This window comes from Synechococcus sp. KORDI-100 (genome assembly GCF_000737535.1).
Classification (GTDB): Bacteria; Cyanobacteriota; Cyanobacteriia; order PCC-6307; family Cyanobiaceae; genus Parasynechococcus.
This window is the reverse complement of the sequence record NZ_CP006269.1, coordinates 2,272,721-2,296,606: the sequence shown is the minus strand read 5'-3', so window position 1 is coordinate 2,296,606 and position 23,886 is coordinate 2,272,721. Positions and strand designations below refer to the sequence as shown.

General features: G+C 56.9%; 28 protein-coding genes, 1 tRNA gene and 1 pseudogene. 10 read left to right on the top strand and 20 right to left on the bottom strand.

Annotated elements, in window-relative coordinates:
- The first annotated feature begins 12 nt into the window (after positions 1–12).
- Together gluQRS and KR100_RS11860 are read left to right on the top strand one after the other, a co-directional pair.
- The gene (gene gluQRS / locus KR100_RS11865; protein ID WP_038548792.1) at positions 13–906 is read left to right on the top strand and encodes a tRNA glutamyl-Q(34) synthetase GluQRS; all 894 of its coding nucleotides are present in this window, start codon (positions 13–15) and stop codon (positions 904–906) included.
- 64 nt (positions 907–970) lie between these two features.
- Positions 971–1,159: a hypothetical protein gene (locus KR100_RS11860; protein ID WP_038546257.1), complete on the top strand. Its 189-nt coding sequence runs from the start codon at positions 971–973 to the stop codon at positions 1,157–1,159.
- Between the two features lie 2 nt (positions 1,160–1,161).
- On the opposite strand, the gene KR100_RS16140 is transcribed toward KR100_RS11860, so the two are convergent.
- Positions 1,162–1,305 carry a hypothetical protein gene (locus tag KR100_RS16140; protein ID WP_162176440.1) on the bottom strand — a complete coding sequence of 48 codons (144 nt, stop codon included), beginning with the start codon at positions 1,303–1,305 and terminating at the stop codon, positions 1,162–1,164.
- A gap of 27 nt (positions 1,306–1,332) precedes the next feature.
- Here KR100_RS16140 and KR100_RS11855 point away from each other — a divergent pair, with 27 nt between their 5' ends.
- Positions 1,333–1,653, top strand: a complete 321-nt coding sequence (locus KR100_RS11855; RefSeq protein ID WP_071839915.1) for a hypothetical protein — start codon at positions 1,333–1,335, stop codon at positions 1,651–1,653.
- Positions 1,654–1,705: 52 nt separating this feature from the next.
- Here KR100_RS11855 and KR100_RS11850 read toward each other — a convergent pair whose 3' ends face one another.
- Positions 1,706–2,485 carry a sulfotransferase family 2 domain-containing protein gene (locus KR100_RS11850; RefSeq protein ID WP_038546254.1) on the bottom strand — a complete coding sequence of 260 codons (780 nt, stop codon included), beginning with the start codon at positions 2,483–2,485 and terminating at the stop codon, positions 1,706–1,708.
- Positions 2,486–2,733: 248 nt separating this feature from the next.
- On the opposite strand from KR100_RS11850, the gene KR100_RS11845 reads away from it, so the two are divergent.
- The 4 genes from KR100_RS11845 (at position 2,734) to KR100_RS11830 (ending at position 5,256) form a co-directional block, all read left to right on the top strand.
- Positions 2,734–3,234, top strand: coding sequence for a DUF6538 domain-containing protein (locus tag KR100_RS11845; protein WP_038546251.1), 501 nt, complete (start codon positions 2,734–2,736; stop codon positions 3,232–3,234).
- 297 nt (positions 3,235–3,531) lie between these two features.
- Positions 3,532–3,972 carry a hypothetical protein gene (locus tag KR100_RS11840; RefSeq protein ID WP_156098090.1) on the top strand — a complete coding sequence of 147 codons (441 nt, stop codon included), beginning with the start codon at positions 3,532–3,534 and terminating at the stop codon, positions 3,970–3,972.
- A 274-nt stretch (positions 3,973–4,246) separates the two neighbouring features.
- Positions 4,247–4,525, top strand: coding sequence for a hypothetical protein (locus KR100_RS11835; protein ID WP_162176536.1), 279 nt, complete (start codon positions 4,247–4,249; stop codon positions 4,523–4,525).
- 203 nt (positions 4,526–4,728) lie between these two features.
- Positions 4,729–5,256, top strand: a complete 528-nt coding sequence (locus KR100_RS11830; RefSeq protein WP_038546242.1) for a fasciclin domain-containing protein — start codon at positions 4,729–4,731, stop codon at positions 5,254–5,256.
- A gap of 427 nt (positions 5,257–5,683) precedes the next feature.
- Here the strand turns inward: KR100_RS11830 and KR100_RS16135 are convergent, their stop codons facing one another.
- Both KR100_RS16135 and KR100_RS16410 read right to left on the bottom strand, forming a co-directional pair.
- Positions 5,684–5,881 (bottom strand): hypothetical protein, encoded by a 198-nt coding sequence (locus KR100_RS16135; protein WP_156098088.1) that lies wholly within the window; start codon positions 5,879–5,881, stop codon positions 5,684–5,686.
- Complete coding sequence (locus tag KR100_RS16410; RefSeq protein WP_162176535.1) at positions 5,878–6,042, bottom strand: hypothetical protein; 165 nt, start codon at positions 6,040–6,042, stop codon at positions 5,878–5,880. Before KR100_RS16410 ends, KR100_RS16135 begins: the two co-directional genes overlap by 4 nt.
- 1,007 nt (positions 6,043–7,049) lie before the next feature.
- Here KR100_RS16410 and KR100_RS16405 point away from each other — a divergent pair.
- On the top strand, positions 7,050–7,196 hold the full coding sequence (locus tag KR100_RS16405; RefSeq protein WP_162176534.1) for a hypothetical protein: 147 nt from the start codon (positions 7,050–7,052) through the stop codon (positions 7,194–7,196).
- A 215-nt stretch (positions 7,197–7,411) separates the two neighbouring features.
- Here KR100_RS16405 and KR100_RS11815 read toward each other — a convergent pair whose 3' ends face one another.
- From KR100_RS11815 to KR100_RS11800, 4 genes are all read right to left on the bottom strand, one after another.
- Complete coding sequence (locus KR100_RS11815) at positions 7,412–7,921, bottom strand: hypothetical protein (RefSeq protein ID WP_038546233.1); 510 nt, start codon at positions 7,919–7,921, stop codon at positions 7,412–7,414.
- Positions 7,922–8,248: 327 nt separating this feature from the next.
- Positions 8,249–8,977 carry a succinate dehydrogenase/fumarate reductase iron-sulfur subunit gene (locus KR100_RS11810; protein ID WP_038546229.1) on the bottom strand — a complete coding sequence of 243 codons (729 nt, stop codon included), beginning with the start codon at positions 8,975–8,977 and terminating at the stop codon, positions 8,249–8,251.
- On the bottom strand, positions 8,974–10,890 hold the full coding sequence (locus tag KR100_RS11805) for a fumarate reductase/succinate dehydrogenase flavoprotein subunit (protein WP_038546226.1): 1,917 nt from the start codon (positions 10,888–10,890) through the stop codon (positions 8,974–8,976). Before KR100_RS11805 ends, KR100_RS11810 begins: the two co-directional genes overlap by 4 nt.
- A complete protein-coding gene (locus KR100_RS11800) occupies positions 10,887–11,564 on the bottom strand; it encodes a succinate dehydrogenase cytochrome b subunit (RefSeq protein WP_239420331.1) in 678 nt (225 codons plus the stop codon). Before KR100_RS11800 ends, KR100_RS11805 begins: the two co-directional genes overlap by 4 nt.
- Positions 11,565–12,094: 530 nt before the next feature.
- Here KR100_RS11800 and KR100_RS16130 point away from each other — a divergent pair.
- The gene (locus KR100_RS16130; RefSeq protein ID WP_156098087.1) at positions 12,095–12,370 is read left to right on the top strand and encodes a hypothetical protein; all 276 of its coding nucleotides are present in this window, start codon (positions 12,095–12,097) and stop codon (positions 12,368–12,370) included.
- Between the two features lie 134 nt (positions 12,371–12,504).
- Here the strand turns inward: KR100_RS16130 and KR100_RS11795 are convergent, their stop codons facing one another.
- A complete protein-coding gene (locus KR100_RS11795) occupies positions 12,505–12,747 on the bottom strand; it encodes a TMEM175 family protein (RefSeq protein ID WP_038546223.1) in 243 nt (80 codons plus the stop codon).
- Positions 12,748–12,835: 88 nt separating this feature from the next.
- Positions 12,836–12,908, bottom strand: a tRNA-Thr gene (locus tag KR100_RS11790).
- 19 nt (positions 12,909–12,927) lie between these two features.
- Here KR100_RS11790 and KR100_RS15125 point away from each other — a divergent pair.
- A complete protein-coding gene (locus KR100_RS15125; RefSeq protein WP_369793798.1) occupies positions 12,928–13,215 on the top strand; it encodes a DUF3493 domain-containing protein in 288 nt (95 codons plus the stop codon).
- A 585-nt stretch (positions 13,216–13,800) separates the two neighbouring features.
- On the opposite strand, the pseudogene KR100_RS16815 reads toward KR100_RS15125, so the two are convergent.
- The 10 genes and pseudogenes from KR100_RS16815 to KR100_RS17070 all read right to left on the bottom strand — a co-directional run.
- Positions 13,801–14,469 (bottom strand): annotated as a pseudogene (locus tag KR100_RS16815) (low-complexity tail membrane protein); the annotation flags it as partial.
- Positions 14,373–17,837 carry a translation initiation factor IF-2 gene (gene infB / locus KR100_RS11780; protein WP_038546216.1) on the bottom strand — a complete coding sequence of 1,155 codons (3,465 nt, stop codon included), beginning with the start codon at positions 17,835–17,837 and terminating at the stop codon, positions 14,373–14,375. The pseudogene KR100_RS16815 and the gene infB, both read right to left, overlap by 97 nt.
- Before the next feature lie 69 nt (positions 17,838–17,906).
- Positions 17,907–18,185: a YlxR family protein gene (locus KR100_RS11775; protein ID WP_038546212.1), complete on the bottom strand. Its 279-nt coding sequence runs from the start codon at positions 18,183–18,185 to the stop codon at positions 17,907–17,909.
- Positions 18,182–19,651 (bottom strand): transcription termination factor NusA, encoded by a 1,470-nt coding sequence (gene nusA / locus KR100_RS11770; RefSeq protein WP_038546210.1) that lies wholly within the window; start codon positions 19,649–19,651, stop codon positions 18,182–18,184. The genes KR100_RS11775 and nusA overlap by 4 nt, the downstream gene beginning before the upstream one ends.
- A 37-nt stretch (positions 19,652–19,688) precedes the next feature.
- Positions 19,689–20,156 carry a ribosome maturation factor RimP gene (gene rimP / locus KR100_RS11765; protein WP_038546207.1) on the bottom strand — a complete coding sequence of 156 codons (468 nt, stop codon included), beginning with the start codon at positions 20,154–20,156 and terminating at the stop codon, positions 19,689–19,691.
- A 133-nt stretch (positions 20,157–20,289) separates the two neighbouring features.
- The gene (locus KR100_RS11760; RefSeq protein WP_038546204.1) at positions 20,290–20,784 is read right to left on the bottom strand and encodes a hypothetical protein; all 495 of its coding nucleotides are present in this window, start codon (positions 20,782–20,784) and stop codon (positions 20,290–20,292) included.
- Positions 20,785–20,811: 27 nt separating this feature from the next.
- Positions 20,812–22,020: a cyclophane-forming radical SAM/SPASM peptide maturase GrrM/OscB gene (gene grrM / locus KR100_RS11755; protein ID WP_051847531.1), complete on the bottom strand. Its 1,209-nt coding sequence runs from the start codon at positions 22,018–22,020 to the stop codon at positions 20,812–20,814.
- Positions 22,014–22,415, bottom strand: a complete 402-nt coding sequence (gene grrA, locus KR100_RS11750; protein ID WP_038546202.1) for a GrrA/OscA1 family cyclophane-containing rSAM-modified RiPP — start codon at positions 22,413–22,415, stop codon at positions 22,014–22,016. Before grrA ends, grrM begins: the two co-directional genes overlap by 7 nt.
- 40 nt (positions 22,416–22,455) lie before the next feature.
- A complete protein-coding gene (gene grrP / locus KR100_RS11745; protein WP_038546199.1) occupies positions 22,456–23,316 on the bottom strand; it encodes an extracellular substrate binding-like orphan protein GrrP in 861 nt (286 codons plus the stop codon).
- Between the two features lie 103 nt (positions 23,317–23,419).
- Positions 23,420–23,665, bottom strand: a complete 246-nt coding sequence (locus KR100_RS17070; RefSeq protein WP_369793845.1) for a hypothetical protein — start codon at positions 23,663–23,665, stop codon at positions 23,420–23,422.
- Positions 23,666–23,886: the final 221 nt, after the last annotated feature.

Sequence of the window (23,886 nt, the reverse complement as noted above, 5' to 3'; positions counted from 1 at the left end):
CCGCCCTTTTTGATGGATCGCAATGGTCTTGATCTGCCCGATCATCTCCTCCACGGTCTTGAACAGGGGCACGCCCTTCGTTCGGGGGGGTATCGGGGTCGTTTCGCACCATCTCCGACGGGGGAGATGCATCTCGGCAACCTCAGGACAGCGCTCGTCTCATGGTTGGAGGCCAGGCGCCACGGCGGAACCTGGCTGCTGCGCATCGATGACCTCGACACTCCCCGCAACAGACCGGGATCCCAGGCGTCGATCCTGAGTGATCTGATGTGGTTGGGGCTGGACTGGGATGGTCCAGCGATTCTCCAGAGCCATTACCGCGGCCGTTACCACGCCTGGCTTTCCTGGTTGCGACGCAGTGGGGCCCTGTTCCCATGCCGATGTTCCCGTCGCATGCTCCTCGACCACCCCATCTATCCGGGGACCTGTCGGGACCGTCAGCAGACCTGGGGTTGGCAGGGGACGCGACTGCCCAGCTGGCGCTTGCGCGTTCCTGCAGGCGACCCCCACGGCAGTGGTGATGTGATCCTGCGCCGTGCGGATGGTTTTGTCGCCTACCAGCTGTCCACGGTGATTGATGAGCTGTGTTTCGGGATCACGGATGTGGTTCGTGGCGAGGATCTGCGTGCCTCCCTGCCGGCGCAGTTCAGCGTCTACGCGGCCCTCGCCCAGCAGCCGCCACGGTTTCTGCACGTGCCGCTGCTGCGGGATCAACAGGGCCAGAAGTTGTCGAAACGTGAAGCGAGCGCAGGCCTGGCTCCGTTGCGGGATGCCGGGTTGGATGCGGCGGCAGTGACGGGTCAGCTGGCCGCAAGCCTTTCCCTTGTGGAGCCAGGAGCACGGCTTTCAACCCATGAGCTTTTGCAGCACTTGATGCATCAAAGCGCTGATGCAGTGGATTCTTAAGAAAGCCTTCGGGATCGAGGGCCGAGATTCCGCTCACACTGTTTGGAACACGAATTGAGTTGATATGCACACGTGCTCCACCTGTGGAGGCAGCGGGATCCAACGCGTTTCAGGACAGCGCTTTCGCACATGCCTCGTCTGCCTCGGGACAGGGCAGCTGACATCGGCTCTGGAGCCAGCTCCCATTCTCTTGAACGCCTCCGCAGATCCTGAGCAGTCGCGCCTCAGCGTTGTGACCCGTCCTGCCCGCTGAGTTCAGCCGAGGGGAGCCTTCTCCTTGTTCTGCAGCACGAAAAATGTGGCCGTACCCACCACTGCGAGCAAAGGCACAGCCGTGAAGAGCAGCAGAGCAATCGCAGTCCAGTCGGTGTACACGGAGTTCGAGCGGAATTCAGTCATCATCTCAGCAAATTGCCCGCTGAGTGCATGCGCAGCAGCCCCGTCACAGTCCTGATCGTTTTTTTGTTCACAGGCTCATGGGCAGCGCCCGTTCAGGCGTCGAGTTGGTCGGGTCTGCGCTCGAATGCCATGCGCTGTTTGCAAGCGGGCCAGAACGCCGCCTGCCAGACAGCGATCCTGCAGGCGGAATCCCTGGCTCAGCGGGCAACAGCGCGGAATGCCTTTCCCTGTCAGACCCTGCTGCTGGGGCTGCAGGCAGATCTGATCATGCAACAACTCGGTGATGGACGAGGAGAGAAAGCAATTGCTGCAGTGGCCACCACTGGTCGTGGTTGTGCAGGCCTTTAGACCATGCCCGGGCCATGACCACGCAAACCTGATGAGCTGGATCCACAGCGGGTTAAAGGGGCAGGGCCTTCAGTTTTTGATAGCCAAAAGCCTTGAATTCGTCGTCGAAGTAATCGTTGATCATCTGTAGTTGATCCGCATCAGCAACATCGAGAATGGCCTCGTCTGGAAGATTCTGACCTTTCTTGAGGTGGGGTAGAGAAACGTCTTCTGAGATGTTCAGACTTGCCAGGAACTGGTTGAGTTCGGTTTGAAGATGTTCAAATTTAAGGTAGGTCACCTCCAGTGGGATCGATGCATGGCTGGGGGGTGTGTAGTGACTGATGTTTTTCGGATAGGAATCCTTGTTTAACTTCTTGATGAACAGGTTCAATTCTTCTCGTAATTGCTCTTTTGAGGCGCGAATGGCTTGACCGCTTTTCTTGTAGTCCTCAAAGCGCGCCATGTGGTTCAGGCGAGAAAGAATTGTCTGGTAGGGATTTCGAGCAATGGCGATGACCCTTATGCCACGTAAGCGTTCACCAAAAAAATCCCAGGCTTCCTCGAAAGTGCAATGGTCATTGACAGTTCCTTTGGGCTTTTTGATGTGCTCGAACTGGTCGGCTTTTGCATGTTTGACAGCTTCAATGTAGGCCTTGAGTCTGTCGGGATCGGCTCCGAAATTCTGAGCGTGTCGATAGCCGAGATCAATGCGATGTCGTTCATCAACTGGAGTGATCGGAGTGATCACGTCAGCGGCACCACAGATTTTGGATAAGGCCACTTCAAAACTTGTGCTGGCAACTTTGCGCCCTTTCAGGAACAGAAAGTTGTGCAGCTCGGAAAAAATCATGGCTGATATCGAAACGATGGCGATGGCAGGACGCTGCCTGCAGTCTCAGATTGGGCTTGGGCCGTTAATCAGGACCATTCATCGATGAATGGCGATAACTAGCACATCTGGAGTTGTCATCTCGATCTGGTTCAGGCGAGGGGCCTAACCCTGTCATGATCGTTCGCGATGCATCCAGCTGATGCGTTACAAAAACCTAAAAGCCCAGTAGTGAATTGGGTTTGACCTAGATAAGGTGTCTTTTAAAGGTGTCTTTATCGGTCATGGGGAGGCGTAGAGCAGGGCCAAGACAGCTCAAACCTGGCGGTCCTTACTGCGCTGTCCTTCATGTCCCAAAAGACCTAAGGGCAAGGGTTTGTAAGGAACGTCTGATCAGGTCCCTCAAGACCCACAACCACTCCGAAGCCCTCAGAAGGTATGGGAATACCATCCGAGAGCTAGAGGATGAGCTAGTAGCCCTGCTAGGTGGCGGCAGCCTCAGGACACGTGTTGAGAACAATCGTGAGATAGAGCTGACCAAAAACATCCTTGGTCCGACTTCTGGGAAGCCTCACCCACTTACACCCTTGGAACTAGCTGAGGGGATGCTTGGGACCTTTAACCCAGATGACCCAGTACACCAAGACATCTATGAGGCCTTTGAATCCGGTAAACCACTGCTGACCTGGGACGAAGCACTAGAGACACACGTCAAGGTCTCCAACAGAAACAGGGCCATGAGCTTCTCTGACAGCTCCCTGTACAAGTAAAGACAAGCCATCAAGTTCTTTAGTCCTTACTCCACACCACTCAAGACAACACCCGCAATCATCCGCCAGTGGATAGCGGACCATGAAGAGGAGTATGATCCCGTCACTGTTGCTCAAAGGTTCAGATACCTAAGAGCTATCTACAAGAGCTGCATAGCAGAAGGGAAGATAGAGATTCACTCACCCTTTGACCTTGTTATCTACAAAGCAACAGCACCAGTAGAACGTAAGAGAAGGTCCTATACACATGAAGAGATTCGTCTTATCCACAAGGTTTTTCCGTACATCTTTAGTCTGTTGATGACAGGCCTTAGAGCTGGTGAATACTTCTCACGTGATCCAGAAGATCTGAAGGATGGTATCCTTAGAGAGGATGAGAAGAAGAAGATCAACTGGAGACCTAAGTACTACTCATCCTCAGTCAGGAATGTCGCTGTACCTGATGAGTTTGTGCTTTATGACAGTCCTAAAAAGGTTGGTACTTGTATCAGAGATGTTGGTCTACAACTGAGGGAAAACATCACAGATGACCCTACTGCTTCCCTTCACTCCATACGCCACACCTTCCTTACTCTTTCCAGGCTTGCAGGGTGTGACACTGCCGTGATCACTGCTCAGACTGGTTATCACAGTAAAGATACTTCCCGTGTTGCTCAGCAGTATGGGCAGTTTCCTGATGAAGTGTTGATTAGAGAGGCAACGAAGGTTTGGGACTACGTGTACGACAAGATCCTGTGACGTTTTAGCTGTTTGCTATATGAAGTGTAAGAACTGCTGAACGGGATAGAACAAATAATAATAGGTTTACTCATGAAAAAGAAAGATCAAGAACGTGCCGAAAGGCATATAGCTGCTTTGTCTAAAGAGATCAGCGTGAAAGAGTTTGACTACCTATGTGGTCAGGCTGCTGTGAGGGGTTCTTTTTAAGACAGGTGAACGTGTTGTCTTCCCTCTTCCTGTTGACTGGGTGACCGTCATGAATATCAGACCTGGCATGAAGCTACCTCCACTCATGGAGGTCAGCTACTGGAATGGCAAAGAGACAGCCTTAAAGCCAGGAAATAAGAACTATGGAAGAGCCATTACACACGCTTTCAGTGCATGCGGTGTTATTAAGTTCAATGCTTATGACCTAAGACATGCTTATGCTCTGATAACCATCAGTAAAGGCATGAAGCTAGCTGCAGCTTCGAAGCTTATGGGTCATTCTTTACAAATTCACTCTCAAGTTTACTATCATCATCTATATCTTTCACAGTTAGAAGAAGAGATGTCTATGTATAGCGTCTGAGATGTAGCTAGAAGGCTCTGTAGCAGACTTAATCTTCACATTTAGTCAAATCATCAGGCAAGTATTAACGCTTGTTATGGAGCCCAACAAAACGTTCCCTGATGGACATTGCAAACTGATATAGCATAAGTATTTTCACCTAAGCCGAAAGCCCACGCTTAGTACGAGCATGTTGTTAAGTTCAATGTACCTACTAGCTCAAAATGTCATTCTTCAACACTTGGTTTCGTCTTGGAATTGCTGCTTTGTCATTGAGTCTTCTGACCTCTACGAGTGCTTACTCGGGTGGTCACATGGGCGACAAAGATCACACTATGCCCTCCAAGGACGTAGTTGAAACTGCTATTTCAGCAGGCAACTTCGAAACATTGGCTGCTGCGCTTAGCGCGGCTGGGCTTGTTGAAACTTTAAAGAGTGAAGGACCTTTCACCGTCTTTGCTCCAACCGATGAGGCTTTTGCAATGCTTCCTGCTGGCACGGTCGAAATGTTATTAATGCCTGCTAATAAGCAAAAACTTATCGATATTCTTACATATCACGTCGTGGCAGGTGATGTTAAAGCTGCTGATGTTATTAAGTTGTCAAGTGCTGAAACATTAAATGGTCAAACGGTCTCGATCAAAATATTAGACGGTAAAGTTTTTATCAATAACGCCACTGTTACAGCAACCGATATTGAAAGTACGAATGGCATTATTCATGTGATTGATACAGTATTAATACCAGAGTGAATACTTATTGGCCTTTCGTTTTCTGTCATATCGAGGGAAATTAAAGCCACGCCAGAAGTCTACGATAAGGTTTCGGATTTATAATCCTATAATTAAAATAGTTAATACTTAATTTTGAAGTTTTATTTTCTTTGGCTAACATCGAGACATGAAATGTTGGTGGTCTATGTATGTTCGCTGCCTGCGTTTTAACCGCTGGCCTGTACATTCCCCTGAAGAATTATATTTAGCCGAAAAAAAGAGACAGCTCAGCCGCCTCTACGGAAAGTAATAGTTGATGCAATGCATATACGTTCATCCAAAGAATTATCTTACTCGCTTTTATGCATCATCCTTTGCTGGTTGGAAATAAGAGGTGGGATGTCTTTAGGATCATTCGGCTTTGTACGGACACCACCTGATGTCTGATATTGTTTTGTAACGACACTCACCAACGATACGCAGAGCATTGGCTGAAGTCTTCAGTCGGCAGATCATCTTTGATATCAGGATCACCATTCATGTAGGCCTTACAAATTTCATAAGGCGTGTAGTTGTCGTAAGGATCTCCGTCATCGAAAGGACTGCCTGCATAGACTGATGCTGTTGAAAGAAAGAGTGCACCGATGAGTGGGAAGAGTTTCATTGAAAAACCTCTTTACAAGCTACATCTTGGATTATGTCCATATAGGCGATGTCTATACTGGAAGCATAGTCTTTGGCATGTGGATCTTTCTTAACCATATCAGGTATTTCTGCAAATAGCTTTTGGGCATATTCTTTTGTGATTAGTTTGTCGGCTGCCAATCCGCACAAGGTATTCCCTATTCCATAGACATAGCCTTAGTAGAAGCCTTTGTTTCTTTAATCATCTGCTGATTTGTCAGGTGTAGCAAACAGAATCGCAGGTGCTGTTGAAAGGAGGAGTGCACCAAGCGCTGGAATAATTCCTAAGCATGACCTCATAAAAAATGACATAATTTTGTGAAGCCTATTATCGTAGTAGCAGGGACGCTTTACCCCCTCGGGGGGGGTCTATCGCTGCCAGGTTGCTGCCAGAACACGCGTTAGTCTCTTAAACTAGTCGTCAACACTGAATCTTTTAGCGGGCCGGCGGTTGGTTCGTACTCAACGGCAGGGAGAACATAACAGTACAAATGTACTAATCTATTTCACAGTCATCTGTGTAGTTTTTCACCGCTACATATGGTGTACTGACTAACACCTAGCACTGTATATAGTTATGCAGTGTGTTACGTCCACTCACTCATAAACCTTACTTTCTATAAACACCATGGCACCACGTAGGAAGAACAAGTGAAGAGAACAAGACACAACCATTGAATGAAGGCTCAACAAAGGCATCAAAGGCAACACGACACGAAAACCAACAGGTAAATCATCATGTCGCCCTAAAGTAAAACAGAGAAAAAACAGGAGGCCTACGGCTCCGATCATTACGACTGAATTAGAAGGTAACAAAATTGCTACTGAAATCCTTCGTCGAACGACAAACAAAACGCCTGCACGTCGGTGATCCCAAGTCCGATGGTTGACAGATACTCAGCTGCAAAGCTTTGTCTGAAGTAGATGAGCTGTACAAGTCTTGAGAAGACGGCAGCCTCTGTTTGACGTCTTGCGAGTAGTTGCTTGGACTCGACGCGTCTTCCCATAGCAGATTCTCATATAACTGCCATTACAACAGATGAGGAGGGCAGGTCAAGTTCGATCCCAAGTCACTGCTAGGAGATCTCAAGAGACTTGCGGCCAAGAAGATCACGGCAAGGCTTCGAGGTCCGAAGGTTCAAGCAGCCATGGCAGTTGACGAGACGATTGGCAGCCTCACTGGTGAGCGGCTGACTGAACGCATCAGGCGTGGCTTCAACAGTGAGAAGACAAAAGAGATCGAGAGACGACTGCGGAAAGGAGAGCGTGTCATCCCTCTCGGTATGCAGTTCTGAGTCATAACGAATCACCCAGGCAGTCCAACCCTCACTGCTTTGAACATGGCTTCATGCTTTGTCGGCTGATGCTCCAGAGGAGACAGCTCCAGCCTCTCCAGCTGGCGACCTGACAGAGGAAGACATCGCAACCTTCCCTCAGTTCAGAAAGTTCCAGGCGTTTCAACAGATGCAGGCTGCTGGCTTGCTGTAAGAGGTGTGGCGCTTAGGCCGTATCACCTCCAAAGCTTCCCTTGCTTTGCTTGTGGCCCAACTTGGAACGGTCCATTGCTGGAGCTGGAGTACGGACTGCTTTTCCTATAGGACAGAGCCTTCGTGAATTCCCCTAGCGGCCACTGAAACTCACGTGCACAAGAGAGGAACGCATCGTTCAAATAGTGAACCTCGTCGAAACCTTTGCCTCCAATCGGAACCAATCCCCGGCTGCGGAGCACGGCTTTAAAACGATCCTCAGCCTTTTCTGAATCGCGTTGGAAGGCGATGATCTCCCAACCTTTTCTTTCGTGCTCCTTTCGCCGGCGGTCCCAGTCCTTGGTTCTTCCGTACTGGATCAGGTTCTCTTTTCTCTTGACCGCTGTGTAGATAACTGTGTTGACAGTCTCCGCGACGAGATCACTCAGCCTTGTGTTCTCTCGTCGTAGAGCCTTGATCTCATTCCACAGATCTTCGTTTGTTACTGGAGTGGTGACGATTGTTTCCGGCTGTCCGGCGTTGTTCGTGGTCATGGGCTTGACAGGTCTGAAGGTGAGACCCGTTTGATTGGAGACACAGCCTAGTGCCAAACCTTCTCATTGCAGCAACCTTTGACACCACGGGTGGTGTGCTGTCCATCTTTTTCGGCTGATAGACACTTTTTTGAGACTTGCCGACAAGAAAAACCCCGGCTGACCGGACCGGGGCACCGTTTTCTCATGAGACTGGTCTAACGAGTCCGGTGAGTATTTATGCGTACGGTTCTCACCACCTGCCGAGTGGTGTCTTTATAGGTGTCTTTATGTGGTGTCTTTATCACTATGAGCCAAACCTAGACACATGTCAGTCACTGTCTGGCTTTAGCGCCTGCTTTCTCGATTCATCCAGCTGATCCAATCCGCTGAGATCTCCTGGGGACAAACCGCCTCACACTCGAGGTTGCTGCTGCAACTGCCGAATCCTTCCTGCTGCATGCGTTCCTGCATCGCCCGGGACCGCTTGCCTCGCTCGGGCTGACCTTGCGGCAGTTGGCCGAGATGGGCCAGCTTGGCGGCCACGAACAGGCTGGCGGAGGCATTGCGACAGCTGGCAACGCAGGCGCCGCAACCGATACAGGTGGCGGTGTCGAAGGCGCGGGTGGCCTGATCCCGTCCAATGGGTAAGGCATTTCCATCCGGTGCCTGGCCCGTGCCTGTTGAGCAGTAACCCCCTGCGGCGATCAGTCGATCGAGGCTGGACCGATCCACCATCAGATCCTGAATCAGCGGGAAGGCTGTGGCACGCCAAGGCTCCAGCGTCAGCACCTCGCCATCCCCAAACGAGCGCAGGTAGAGCTGGCAGACGGAGGTGGCGGTCCTCGGCCCATGGGCCTGACCGTTCACCAGAAAGCCGCAGCTTCCGCAGATGCCCTCGCGGCAGTCGTGTTCAAAACTCACGGGTCGTTGCCCATCGCTGATCAGTTGTTCGTTGAGCTGATCGAGGGCTTCCAGCAGCGAGAGCTCAGGAGAGACGCTCTCCAGCACGTGCTCTTCGTAGGCACCCGACTGCTTCCTGTCCTGCTGTCTCCAGATCCGGAGGGTGAGTTTCATCGGTAACTCCTGGTGGTGGGTTGCAGATCCGTGAATTGCAGAGGTTCCTGATGACGGATGGGGTCTCCGTAGTCGTTGAATTCCCAGGCGGCGATGTGGGCGAAGTTCACGTCATCGCGTTGTGCTTCCCCTTCGGCGCTCTGATGCTCTTCACGGAAATGCGCACCGCAGGATTCCTCCCGGGCAAGCGCATCACGCAGCATCAGCTGTGCCAGTCCGAAGAAATCGTTCACCCGCAGGGCTTTCTCCAGTTCCGGATTGGGACCTTCCGGTCCGCCAGGGACGCGCACCTCGTTCTGGAACTGAGCCTCCAGCTGGGCCACGCGCTGGAGACCGTCCCGCAATCCTTCGGCGTGGCGACTGATCCCGCAGCGGTCGATCATGAGGGCACCTAGCTCGCGGTGAAAGACATCCACCGGCCTGTGGCCCCCGTTATCGAGCAACTGGCCAATGCGGGCCCGTGCACTGTTGAGGGCCTCTCGGCAAGCGGGATGATCGCTGGTCAGATCTGAGCCGGGTGTTCCGGCCAGCCAGGCCGTCACCGTTGCCGGAGCGATGAAGTAACCATCCGCCAGGCCCTGCATCAGGGCACTGGCTCCAAGCCGGTTGGCGCCGTGTTCGGAGTAGTTGGCTTCACCGAGGACGAACAAGCCAGGGATCGAACTCATCAGCTGATAGTCCACCCACAGCCCCCCCATCGTGTAGTGAGGTGCTGGATAGATGCGCATCGGCGTGCGATAGGGATCGTCGCCACTGATTCGCTCGTACATCGTCATCAAGTTGCCGTAGCGCGCTGCGATGGCGTCGCGTCCTTCTGTCTTGATCGCATCTGTGAGATCGAGGTACACCGAACGCCCGCCTGGACCAACGCCGTGGCCTGCGTTGCAGAGCTCCCGTGCCCGTCTTGAAGCCACATCCCGCGGTGTCATGTTGCCGTAGGTGGGATACATCCGTTCCAGAAAATAATCCCGCTCCTGTTCCGGAATCTCGTGGGCGGTTCGATTGTCGCCAGCTTGCTTCGGCAGCCAGATGCGTCCGTCGTTACGCAGGCTTTCGCTCATCAGCGTCAGCTTGCTCTGGTAGGCATCGCCGCTTGGAATGCAGGTGGGATGAATCTGCGTGAAGCAGGGATTGGCGAACAACGCCCCTTTGCGATGGGCTCTCCAGATGGCACTGGCGTTGGATTTCAGCGCATTCGTCGACAGGAAGTAGACGTTGCTGTACCCACCAGTGCACAACAGCACGGCACGGGCCGTGTGGACCTCGAGTTCTCCGGTGTGGGTCTGTCGGGTCACCACCCCGCGCGCGACGCCATCCACCGTGATCAGCTCCAGCAGATCGTGGCGGGGGAGCAGCGTCACCCGTCCAAGCTCCACCTGTCGCATCAGGGCCTGATAAGCCCCGTAGAGCAACTGCTGACCGGTCTGTCCCCGGGCGTAGAAGGTGCGACTCACAAGGGCTCCTCCGAAGCTGCGGGTCGCCAGGCTGCCGCCGTATTCCCGGGCGAAGGGCACTCCCTGGGCGACGCATTGGTCGATGATGCCGCTGCTGATTTCTGCCAGCCGCCGGCAACCGGCTTCCCGCGCCCGGAAATCGCCACCTCGCAGCGTGTCAGCGAAGAGCCGATGGATGCTGTCGCCATCGACAGCCACGGGTCGAGCGGCATTGATACCGCCCTGGGCAGCGACAGAATGGGCACGTCGGGGGCTGTCGTGATAAGTCAGCACGGTGACGCGATAGCCCTGCTGCGCCAGGGTCGCTGCTGCTGAGGCACCCGCCAGTCCGGTGCCCACCACAAGCAGGTCGATCTGGCCTTTCCGCACCGGGCTGATCAGGGGAAAGCCTTCTTTGCATCTTTGCCAGGCACCGGCAGTCGGACCGCCAGGCAGGCGTGGATCGGGACATCCGCTCATGGCACGGCAGCCAACATCAGGGCGAGGTTGATCAGCAGAAAACCGCTGCCAAGACCGACGGCCAGCCATCGTCCGCCGCCGCGGATCACGTTGCTGTTCATTGGTGTGAGCCAACCGAGGTTTCTGTGGGCGGCTTCATTGCCGTGGTGGAGATGCAGGGTGATGGTGATCGCTGCTGCGCAGTACAGAGCGGCATTCATAGGGTTGTGAAGCACCCCCGCAAGCGCGGCTCGTTCGCTGCCGTCCACCGGGCGAGGCCAGCGCAACTGCTGCAGATGAATCATCAGGAAAGCGAGTGTGATGATTCCACCGGCAACTTTGCTGCGCGCGGCCAGTGCCGCCAATGGCTGGTCTCGGCGGCTCACCAGGAGAGCACCGTTGCCGGCCTGGCGATTGCCGATGGCTTTGGAAATGGTTGTTGTGATGTGGAGGATGGCCGTCGCGACAAGACCGATCTCCAGCAGCGGCAGCCAGCTCGCGTGGTGCAAGGAGCTGGCGTAGGCCTCAAAGAAGGCCGGTGCGATCAGAGCCGGAACCAGTCCTGCAAGATGTGCGACGAGGAACAGGCAGAGCAGCAGGCCGCTGCCTGCCGATCCGTAGCGCAGCAGGTTGTTGGCGAGCAGTCCCCTCATCAATCCCATGACGGCTGTTGCCGGCAGTGGCAAAGGCGGCATCCATCCAGATCGCCCTGCATGGCTTTCCCATGATCTTTTCGAATCGTATTCATCTGCGACGAGGAGCCGATGACGTTCATCAGGTGACGTGCGTCTCCGAGCTGAACCCTGCGTTCATCTGGCCATGGCTGTTGATCGGTGATTGATGTGGAGACTGTTGTTTGGAAATGATTGAAGAGTGGATCTCTAGGCGTGGTGATGTGTTGGCGATTGTTTGACTGTGGTTGTTGAGTCGCAGACGTTGACCCGAGCGATGTTGGGATGGCTGCTCTCCTCACATTGAGGAAACACATGTGTTGGCAAGATGACTGTTGGTTGATCTCTGCTGGTTGATCAACATCCGTCGCAGTCCATTGGTATGGCCATGTCATGAGTCATTCGGTGTGATCTCGACAACCAGCAGGCAGAGGCATCGATGGTCACGACCTGCCAGCAGAGTCTTGTTGTATGCGCGACGACTTTGAGGCAGACAAGGGGGTGTGCACAGACCGAGAAAGACCAATTCTGTGCACTCAGGTGTGAGATCGCCAGTGTCTCAGGAAGGAATCGATCGCATCCTGTTTGAAGCTCAGGAACAGGAAGAGAATTACGAGAAGTGCGGGAGGAAAGGGGACCGGTCTGCCAAAGGCAACCGGGATCCAAAACAGGGACGATCCCAGAAAATACAAACTTCGGATCTGAAGCTGTCTTGTTTAAAGATGCAAATCCTGGGATTCGTCATGGCTGTCACAGTTGCAACACAACAGGCTCATCAGGAAAAACATCAAGGCCAGCATCAGCATGGCGCCAGTCCAAGGGCATCGTGATTACTGACCCAGTCGTGAAGGAGTTCAATTCCAGTGCTTTTCGGATTGATCTGTGACGTCACAGCCTTCGTCTTTTCATTTCAAATAATATGATGTTGCCTGCACCCAGTGATGTGAGTGAAGAATCAAGCTGTTCAGAAGGCTCTAAATCTTCTGTTTAAGACCGCCGATTTTGAGAATGCTTTTTGGACTGCCCAAAGCTCATAGAGCGTCAGAAAAGTGATCGTGTAGGCAATGAATTCATATCCAATCAGAATCGAGATCAGTTCGGCGCCAATATTCTTTTCCCTAAGGCTAGCGAGAGAAATAATCAGTTCAGGTAATTCAATGGCAATCAATGTCATGGCGATGGCGTAAACACCATCAATCAGTCCCATCCGGACTCACCATTGTCACTGTCGAGATGGTGGACTGGGTATTTCGTTGATGCGAACTCGTCCTTACTCATGACGCATCAGTCGTTAAAGCCGATGACCTGACTTGAACAGGCGACCCACGCTTTACGAAAGCGTTGCTCTACCAGCTGAGCTACATCGGCAACACAATCAATTTATCATTTGGGAGCAAAGATTTGGTCCCACTTGGCTGATCCGCAAAAGCGAGAGAGCAATTTGGATCCTGAGCTGCGGCGTCGGTTGATTCAGGAATCACAGACCCCCTGGCGAGGTCTCCGTCGTGCCCTTTGGTTCGCTCTGTTCGCTTCCGCTGGCCTGGGACTCTTCACGATGGCCTTCCGGGCGTCCGCTGGTGGAACTGTCGCGGTCGGGGACCTTGGGATTCAGGTCGGGGCTCTCATCCTCTTCGCTGCTTTGCTCTGGTTCGACCGCCAACGCTCCACCACCTGATTCGGGTTCGATCGCGTCTTCGGCGTTGGCTCCAGGTTCGGATTCCGTTTCAGGTTCAGGTTCAGGTTCAGGTTCTGAACTCTGTTCAGCCTCGGCTGCGACTGCAGGGTCGGCGTCCGGGGTTGATCCAGGGTCTGGATCCTGCGTTGGTTCCGCTGTGGGGTGTGGCTCAGGTCCGGGCTCGTCGGTCGTCTCTTGCACTGGTTCTGCCTCTGCAACGGCTGCAACCTCAGCCTCAACCAAACCTTCAGGTTCAGAATCCAGGTCAGCGTCCCCGTTCTGTTCAGCCTCGGCTGCGACTGCAGGGTCGGCGTCCGGGGTTGATCCAGGGTCTGGATCCTGCGTTGGTTCCGCTGTGGGGTGTGGCTCAGGTCCGGGCTCGTCGGTCGTCTCTTGCACTGGTTCTGCCTCTGCAACGGCTGCAACCTCAGCCTCAACCAAACCTTCAGGTTCAGAATCCAGGTCAGCGTCCCCGTTCTGTTCAGGCTCGGCTGCGACTGCAGGGTCGGCGTCCGGGGTTGATCCAGGGTCTGGTTTCTGCGTTAATTCCGGTGTGGGTTCAGGCCATACCAGCGGCTCGAATCTGAGCAGCTGCAATCCAAGGCTGGTGCGTTCGAGCAACAGTGACTGTTGATCAAGAGACTCTTCATTCTGTTTCAGTTCGCCCTGGGCCAGCCAGACAACAGCCTGGATCAGCTGCTGCAGTTGCCAGACCGTCAGGGCAAGCAGCGGGGCACTCAGCAACAGGGTCACCAGGCGCGACTGCCCCTGAAGCGGTGAAAACTCCTGAATCAACCCAGCGGAGTTGTCCAGCCACCACAGCACTGGAAGCAGCAATGCGGCAGCCAGCAGCGCAGCGAAGCGACTGAGTGTTCCCTGCAGGCCGCTGAGGCTTTGCTGTTCGAGGCTTCGGGTTGCTGTTGGGACCCGCACCAGCAGCAGGGAGCCCCAGTCCGCCGGACGTTTCCATAACGCCACGGCCGTGGCCAGGCTTCCGACACTCCAGATCAGCAAACGCTCGACCGCCGGCACAGGGCCTGGGTCTGCGCCAGACAAGACCAATCTGATCAGGAGCAGTTCCAAGGGAACCGCTCCGATTGCGAGACATTGAAGCCAGAGCGATGGCTCGCGGCGGGAGTTCACGGCGTCTCGCAGCGTCAGGTGGTGAGTTTGCGGCGCTGGGTCACCATCTTGAAGCCTTCGATGATGTCGCCGTCTTCCCAGTTGGCAAACCGATCGCAGCCAATGCCGCATTCGAAGCCACTGGCCACTTCCTTGACGTCATCCTTGTTGCGGCGCAAGGAGTCGAGATCTCCTTCAAAGACCACCTCCTTGCCGCGTCGGACACGCACTCGGCAGTTGCGCTGCAGCTTGCCATTGGTGATGTAGCAACCAGCCACTGCACTCTTGCCGATGGTGAACACGGCGCGCACCTCGGCTTCGCCAAGGGCTTCCTCCACCAACTCAGGTTCCAGCAGACCCTCCATGGCCATCTGGATGTCCTCCAGCAGTTTGTAGATCACGTCGTAATCGCGCACATCCACGCCGGTGGCATCAGCAGCCTTGCGGGCGCCCGATGCCATGGAGGTGTTGAAGCCAACGATCACAGCTCCGGATGCGGCCGCTAGATCCACATCCGTTTCCGTGATCTCGCCAGGAGCGGAAAGGAGAACGCGCACCTGAACCTCGTCTTTGGGCAGCTGTTCCAGCGAGCCAAGGATCGCCTCGACGGAACCCTGAACGTCGGCCTTGAGGATCAGATTCAGCTCCTTGAGCTCGCCTTCGCTGGCCTGACCCGACATTGCAGTCAGCGAGACCCGTCGTGAGGCCATCTGCTGGGCCAGGCGGGTGGCCCGTGCATCGGAGGCTCGATCGCCAACCACCGAGCGAGCCGATTTCTCATCTGGATAGACCTCGAACTCGTCTCCAGCCGTTGGAACTTCACTGAAGCCCAGCGCCTCGACGGCGTAGGACGGCCCGGCTGACTTCATGCGTTTGCCATTGTCGTCAACCATGGCGCGCACCTTGCCCAGCACCGGTCCGGCGGCCACCACGTCACCGGTTTTAAGGGTGCCGTTCTGCACCAGCAGCGTGGCGACCGGGCCTTTGGCCTTGTCGAGGTGCGCTTCGATTACGGTGCCGCGAGCCAGACGATCCGGATTGGCCTGCAGGTCTTCCACCTCGGTGACCAGCAGGATCATCTCCAGGAGCTTGTCGATGTTTTCGCCCTTGATGGCGCTGACCGGCACCATCACCACTTCTCCACCCCAGTCTTCCGCCAGGAGGTTCTGTTCGGAGAGCTCCTGTTTGACGCGATCGGGAGAGGAACCTTCCTTGTCGATCTTGTTGATCGCCACAACGATCGGCACCTCCGCAGCGCGGGCGTGGCTGATCGCCTCGAGTGTCTGGGGACGCACGCCATCGTCGGCGGCCACCACCAGAACCGCCACGTCGGTGACTTTGGTTCCCCGTGCGCGCATGGCGGTGAAGGCCGCGTGGCCTGGTGTGTCCAGGAAGGTGAGCTTGCGTTGCTCCTGGTTGTGCTCGATCTCCACCTGGTACGCACCGATGTGCTGGGTGATCCCACCGGCTTCGCCGGCGGCAACCCGCGCCTTGCGGATGGCATCGAGCAGGCTGGTTTTGCCGTGGTCGACGTGACCCATCACCGTGACTACAGGTGGACGGCGAATCAGATGTTCGAGGTCTTTTTCCTCGATCATCTCCACCGTCTTCTTCGCAGCCTCCTCGACGTCGTCCTGGAGAACCGGCACGCCGAATTCCTCGGCCACCGTCTCGATTGTGTTCATGTCCAGGGTCTGGGTGACCGTGGCGATGATTCCCTTGAAGAAGAGGGATTTGATGATCTCGGAGCTCTCGACGCTGAGCATGTCCGCCAGCTCCTGCACCGTGAGGTTGTCCTCCGGCACCACCAGCATTTCCGGCCTGACCTGCTTGGCTTCCCTGGCCGCACGCAATTCCATGGCCCGCCGCCTCTGACGTTGTCGGGTGGTTTCCTTCTTGCGTTTGCGAATCGCCGCCACCGGCTTCGGCGCACTTCTCTGCTGGGATTTCGGTTTGGCTGGTCGAGCCAGGCTGGCGGAGAGCACCATGGCCTGCTGTTCTCCAGCAAAGCCACCGGTTTCGGCCGTCAGCGCATCGTCGTTCTCGCCAATGATGTGTACTTTCTGGCGCTGCTTCTGGGGCGAACGACTGCGCAGCGCTTCGAGCTTGGCGCTGTCGTCCCAGTCGGGGCGGCCAGGACGTCGTTGTCCTGGGGCGCCTGGTCGAGCTCCATAGGGTCGACGCGGGGCTGACGGTGCGGTCGGTCGAGAAACCGGAGGTGCCGCCTCCGCTCCCGACCCGGTCTTGCTGCCGGGCTCAGGACGTCTGGGAGGCGGTGCGGTGGGACGCCCCACCGGCTTCTGGAGTTGCATGAGCTCTCCAGGTGCCACGGGCTTGCGCATCCCGCTGGGCATACCTGGTCTGGATGGCGCACCAGGGCGGGTGGGTGCACCCGGTCTGGATCCTCCCGGGCGTGCACCGCCTCCCGCGGTGCTGCCATCGCGGCGGATGGGTTTGCCGACGAGTTCCAGGGTGTTGCCACCAGGCCGACCGGGGGTCCCTGGACGACCGCCTGGGGAGGTTGGTCGGCCTTGCCGTTGTGGAGCCCCTGGTCGAGCCATACCTCCCTGGCGCCCCCCTGGGCCAGGACGAACCGGAGCACCAGGACGTCCTGGAACACCGGTCCCGGGTCGAGAGGGTGCCCCTGGTCGTGAGGGCATGCCACCGGCTTCTGGACGCCGAGGTTGGGGCTTCCCGACAAGCTCAGGGCGAGGTGCCGGGCGGGCTGGAGTCCCGGCTTTGGAGGGAGCCCCTGGTTTCGGTGCCGAGCCGCTTCGCGTTGGAGCGCCTGGCCGCTGAGCATTGCCCTGGCCGGGTCTGGAAACAATCTGCGGATTTTGAGGGCGTGCTGGCGCTCCTTGTGGTCGACCGGCTGATGCAGGTCGAGGCGTTGGTCTGGCAGGAGCGGGTCTCGCCGGTGCTGGCTTGGCAGCGGCTGCTGGGGTGCTTGGGCGTGCTGGTGGTGCCGACGGTTTCGACGCTGCCACCGCAGGTCTCGGTGGGGGTGATTTGACCGGCGTGCCTGGTGAGATGGGACGTGTGGGTGCTGCTGGTTTCTCAGCCGCTGGCCTGGCGGGCGTTGGGCGGGCCGGCGGCGCCTGGCTGATGATGGGTTTCGCTGCGGCTGGTTTTGCCGCAGTCGGTTTTGCCGCAGTCGGTTTGGCTGCCGTAAGTTTTGCCGCCGTTGGCTTGACCGGAGAAGCAGGGGCTGCAGGGGGGTTGGAGGCCGGCGTTGGAGCTGCCGCCTTCTTCACAGACAGGATGGCCTTGCCTGCAGGGGGCTTGGCGGGGGCTGAGGCTTGCGCGCCAGCCGCGTTGGCTGTCTTGGAGGACCCGTTCTTCAGCAGGTTGCGGATCCGACCGGCCTCGTCATCACTGATGGAACTGCTGTGGCTTTTGGCCGCGATCGACAGCTTGTCGGCAGCATCCAGCACGTCCTTGTTCTCAAGGCCTAGGTCCTTGGACAGCTCGTAAATTCTGACTTTGCCGCTGCTGGTCATTCAGGTGGGGTCTCCGGTCGTGCCGGGCACGAAGTGCCGCGGTGGCCCTACGCAAAGCAAGGCCAATGTTCAGTCTGCCTCAGCGGATTCTCCAGTCGTTGAACTGAGCCGCTCCTGCATCGTCGAGAGGACCGTTTCGGGCACCTGGCAACGCAGGGCCTTCTGCAGACGTTTCCGTCGACGAGCGTCTTCAAGACAACTCTCCTCGGGGCAGAGATAGGCCGAACGACCCATGCCCTGCTCAAGGAGAACCCCATCCCTGTGGTCGCGGACCACCCGCCAGAGCAGGCGGCGGTCCAGAAGCTGGCGACAGGCCACGCAGCGACGAAGGATGGGTCGATCGTTCACCGGGCTCCATGGGGATCGTTCTCAGGTTGCACCTCCTGCTCTTCAGCTTCAACAGGCTGGTCATCTGTGCTCTGTTCCGCATACGCCTGAGCGTCGCCTGCGGGCGCGTCGAACGCTTCTCCCTCTGCAGGCTGTTCGGCATAGGCCTCCTGCTCTTCGAGGTAATCCTCGTCATCTTCAGGAAGGGGATACAGCTCGCGCAGGCGGGCATCCTCCTCAGCCCGTGCCGCCTGTTCGGCAGCCAGGCGTTCCTCGGCCTCCTGCTGCAGGGCTTCTTCCTGCTCCCGCTGGGCAATCAGTTCAGCCACGACGGCGTCTTCGGCAGCCTGGTCGTATTCAGTTGAATTCTTGATGTCGATTTTCCAGCCGGTCAGACGTGCCGCGAGCCGTACGTTCTGACCCTCCCGGCCGATCGCCAGGCTCAGTTGATCGGGGGGAACCAGCACATGGGCATGCTGACCAACGGGATCCACAAGTCGCACCATCTCGACCCGGGCTGGACTCAGTGAGTTGGCGATGTACTGACCGGGATCGGGTGACCAGCGGATCACGTCGATTTTCTCGCCGCGCAACTCATTCACGACCTGCTGGATTCGTGAGCCGCGAGCTCCGATGCAGGCGCCGACGGGATCCACCTCCCGCTCGATGCTGTCGACGGCCACTTTGGTCCGGGGGCCCACGGAACGCGAGGGTGGGTTGGCTTCCCGCGCAACGGCGACGATGCGGACTGATCCTTCCTGGATCTCCGGCACCTCGTTCTCAAAGAGATAAACCACAAGACCGGCATTGGATCGGCTGACAAAAAGCTGGGGTCCGCGCCGGGGGACTTCACTCACCTCCTTGAGGAACACCTTGAAGGTGGCGTTGGCCCGGTAGTTGTCGTTGGGCAGCTGGTCGCGGCGGGGGAGTTCGGCTTCCACCTCCGGTCGACCCAGTCCGGAACTGACGGCCATGATCACGCTCTGGCGTTCGAAACGAATCACCCTGGCGGTCAGGACGGGATCTTCGAGGTCGGCGAATTCCTCCTGGATCATCCGACGCTGCTGGTCACGCAGTTTCTGCGCCAGCACCTGTTTGGTGGTGGCTGCCGCCATTCGTCCGAAGTCGTCCTTCTCCGGAGTGACATCCAGGACAACGGTGTCTCCCACCTGGGCGTCTTCGGCCACCTGCATCACTTCAGCGATGGCGATCTGGTGGTCTTCGCTTTCGACCTCATCCACGATGATCTTGCTGGCCAGAACCCTGTATCCCTCCTCATCGAGATCCAGGCCGACGTCGAAGTTGCTGAAGTATTCCTCATCAAAGGGGTCTTCACTGATCCCGATGTACAAGGTGCGTCGGTATCGCTCATAGCCCTTCAGCAGCGCTTCGCGCAGGGCCGCCTCCACCACCTGCGGCGGCAGTTTTTTCTCATCGCTGATGTCGTCGATCAGATTGCTGAGACCGGGAAGAAGGACGAGAGCCATCGAAGGGAGACAGGGAGGAGAAAGGGGGGTCGAGCGTTTAAGCGCCGGGACTTGTGAGCCGAACGCCGATGACCTGGTTGCGAGGGATGCGCTTGATGCGTCCGCGGATATTGATCTGCAGACTTTCGTCGTCGCGCTCGAGCAGCAACCCATCAAAACGATTCTCGGCATCGTCGAGATCACGATGGGTGACCTCCACAGGAAACCCACGGAAGGTTTGGAAGTCTCTGTCTGTGGCGAGCTGTTCACCGATCCCTGGACTGCTGATTTCCAGCACGTAGGCCTCGTTCAGGAGCTCTGAAGTCTCCAGAGCCGCTCCCAACACTCCGCTGAACTGGGCGCAGTCGTCCAGGCTCACATCAGCACCGCTGCTGTGTCGGATCTGCACTTCCAGCGTCATTGGGCTCATGTGCGTGAGCAGTTGGATACCGCACAGCTCGTAAGCCTGGGTTGACGCCACCTGGGTGGACAGCGTCTCAAGCTCTGGCAGGAGAGGATGCGGCAAGGAGGACGGGGATCGGGCGTCGGACCGACGCGCGTTTCAGTTGTGAACTGTCCCCCGAAGGAGATGCCCGCCGGACACCTCTTCAATGTAGAAGACCGCCGGCCCGCCCTTGTTTGATCGTTTGGCCTGGGGGCTAGTTGCAGCCCTGAACGGAGATTCGGTAGCTGAACCCGGTCCCGCCGGGATCGTTGTTGGCGCCGATTTTGAAGTTCACCTGGCTGATGCCCTGGCCTTGCGGTGGACTGAAGGGCCCGAACTGGGCGCCAGTGCCGGTGGGAGGTTTCATCCTTTCATCCACAACCTTCATGGATCCCCCTCCGGCAAACTTCAGGAATGCTTCGATCGGATACTCGCCAGGCTGCCCATCGGTTGAATCCGCTGTGAAAAACAACTTGTAGCTTCGATAAGGCTGATCCACCACAAAGTCGGTGTTCCAGTTCGTGCGGCCCACCGCGTTGCCGATCAGGCCTTTGGGACGTTGAACCCGTTTCTTCACGATGTAGGGTTCAGGTCCGCTGCCGTTACCGCCGAGCGGCATCAGAAACTTGCAGGCCGCGAGGCTGTGAGCAGGGGCGATCAGGCTGATGCCAACCGTGGCGCCAAGCAGAAGACAGTGGGTGCGGTTCATCGGGTGCGAATCAATCGAATCAAAGAATCAAACAGCTTGTTTGACAGTTGGTTGTGGAAGAGGCGGACCTTCTTCAAAGCGCTCAAGCAGGACTTGAACAGGGATCTGGGTGCCGAATCGACAGGCGTTTGTTTCGCTGGAGGCAAGGGTGCCGTGTTCCCAGAATTTGTTGCTGCCGTTGCCACCACCGCAGAGGCCGAAGTACTCACAGCCTTTTTGGCAGGTGTCCACGCCGCTGGTCATGTCGGCCATCAGCCGACGGAACTGTTCGGTGTGGGTGGACTCCACCAACGACAGATCCTTCAGATTGCCGAGGTTGAAGCTGCCATAGCGGTCGCTGGCCACCGACAACAGCTCAGGGTCGAAGGTGGAGAAATTTCCCTCCCAATCCACGCTGAGGATTGAGAACGGGCGATTCAGCTCGTTCTGGGTCATCCGAGCGTTGCCTTGAATCAGGCTGATCACCTGCTCGAATTCACGCAGCACCACGGGGTAGCCGTCCTGCTCACTGAGGCGCCAGAAGGCCCGCAGGAAGTCGCGATAGTTCTCCTCCATCGCTGAGCCCTGCATCGAGGAGCTGGTGTTGATCCCCTCCTGCTCCTCAACGTTGAAGCCCACATCGTTGATGCCGTTGTCGCGGAAGAAGCGGTACATCCGCTCCGGTTGCTCCATGGCATCGGACGTCACCACTGAGATGCAGTGGAAGGGCAGATCGTTGCGATGCAGGGCCTCAATCCCCTTCATCGCCATGGCGTGAGATCCACGTCCATTACGGAAGCGCCGGTGTGCGTCGTGAATGTCCTCGGGTCCATCAACGCTGATACCCACCACGATGCGGTTGCGCCGGAAGCAGTCGCACCAGGCGTCGTTGATCAGGGTGGCGTTGGTCTGCACGTGCTGGGTGAACTCCAGCTCCTCGGCACCGTGTTCCTTCAGGCTGCGCTGCAGGATCGTCGTGGCTTCGTCGTACCAGCTCGTCGGCAGGGTGAGCGGCTCTCCGGCATGCCACACCAGAGAAAATTCCGGACCGGCATAGGGGCTTTCCAGAATGCGGCTCACCAAGAGGGGCAGCATGTCCAGATCAAAAACCCGCTTCTTCTGTCGATCAGGCAGGTAGCAGTAGGAACAATCGAGGTTGCACAGCGAGGTCGACTGCACAACCACGAGGCCGATGGGCCCGAACCGGTTGAGGTCGGGCCTGCCGTTGGAGGAGACGTTGGAAGAAACGATCACCAGTTCACGAATCCGCCGCCGCCGTTCTTCCAGCCTCCGCCACCGTTGCGCCAGCCACCGCTGTAACCACCGTTGCCCCAGGTGGGCCGGCTGTTACCCCACTTGCTGCCGCTCTTGCCGTTGCCCCACTTGCCTTTGCCGTAGCTGTTGCCGAATTTCTTGCCTTTGCCGTTCTTCCACTTGCTCTTGGCGATCAACTCGCCTTCGATCTCAGGATCCTGGAGCAGGCTGCTCCAGTCGGTGTTCCGCACCGCTTCGATCCGGGCTTCGATGCTGTTGGCTTTGGCCTGCCCGTTCAGCTGCTCAGGTGTGCTGTAGGTGGAGCTGGCTTCAACGGTCTGGCAGAGCACGGCGCTGGAGGCCAGCAGTGCTTGGAAGGCAATCAGTGAACGCTTCATGGCTGTTGATAAAAGAGGAACGAAAGCAATCGAGGAACAGTCAGATCCCTGGTGTCGCTGCGGTGTTGAGTTCTGCGGTAATGCTGAGGATCAGTCCGTACAGAGAGCGAATCGTCTCTTGGCTCAGTCCCACATCGCTGCCAGGACCAATCCAGCGATTGATCATTTCTCTCGTGCCGGCATCACCGTCCATATAGGCCTGCATCATCTGGCCTAGGGCAATGTTGGTGGAGGAGAGCAGCTTGCCGTTGTTCTGTTTGACGATGCAGCTGATGCCGGAGCGGCCGTAGGGACGGAAGGGCAGCAGAGCCGTTTTATCAATCCGGCTGTTGGCGGCGAGCCAGAGGGTTCCTCCCCCCAGAATTGAGACTTCACCGGAGTAGAACGCTTCTAATGCTTCCTCTGGGGTGTCAAAGCTCAACAGCGTTGCGCCGGGAACCACGCCACTCAGCACCTTGGCGGACTGGGAGTCCTTCACCACGCCGATGGTTTCACCGACCAGCGACTCTGGGGTGCCATCGATGGCGGTATCGAAAGCCATCAGCAGTCGGGTGCCGCCGACGCTGAAGGGAAGGCTGTAGGTGACCTTGGTGGAGCGGTCCCAGTTGAAGGCCACGCCACAGGCGATGTCGGCTTCACCAGAGATCACAGCGCCCACGCCGTCTTCGACTGACGACGCCAGCCGGTACGTCACCGTGCTGCGATTGGCCTGCATCCTGATCTGTTCGAGAACATCAACCCCGAATCCTTCGTAGCCCGTCTCCGTTTTCTGATAGAGCGGCTTCGCGTCCTCAAAGATCACAGCCTTGAGCGTGTTGCTTTGCGCGAAAGCTTGTGGGGAGAAGGCAACCGGGGCGGCCAGGGCAAGCAGGGCTGCCGCTGGAGCCAGAAATGCACGCATGCGAAAACTGCGTTTGTTTTTTCTTAGCGGTGTAGGCAGCACGCGTCAGCGAAGGTTTCGATTTGTGTTCTTAAGCACATTTTGGTGGCGCGTTTGCATCGGATCAGGCTCCTGGACGAGATAACCAGTTCACTAAACCGCCGCTGCCGTTCTTCCAGCCACCGCCGTTCTTCCAGCCGCCGTAGTAGGAGCCGTTCCCCCACTTGGGCCGACTGTTGCTCCACTTGCTGCCGCCCTTGCCGTTTTTCCACTTGCCGGAGCCGCGGCTGTTTTTGAACTTGTGGCCGCCGCCATTGCCCCATTTGCCCTTGGCGATGAGCTCTCCATCGAGATCAACGGACTTGAGCAGGCTGCTCCAGTTGCCGTTGCGGGCGTTTTCGATGCGAGATTCGAGGGGTTTGTCTGATCAGGAGTGCTGTAAACGGTGGAGGCTTCTGCGCTCTGGCAGAGAACGGCGCTGGAGGCCAGCAGAGCGTGGAAGGCGATCAATGAGCGTTTCATCGGTTGTTATGAGGTTGATGGGAAGCGGGTTGCCTGTTGCTTCTGGCTGGTTAATCGGCGGCAGGTTCT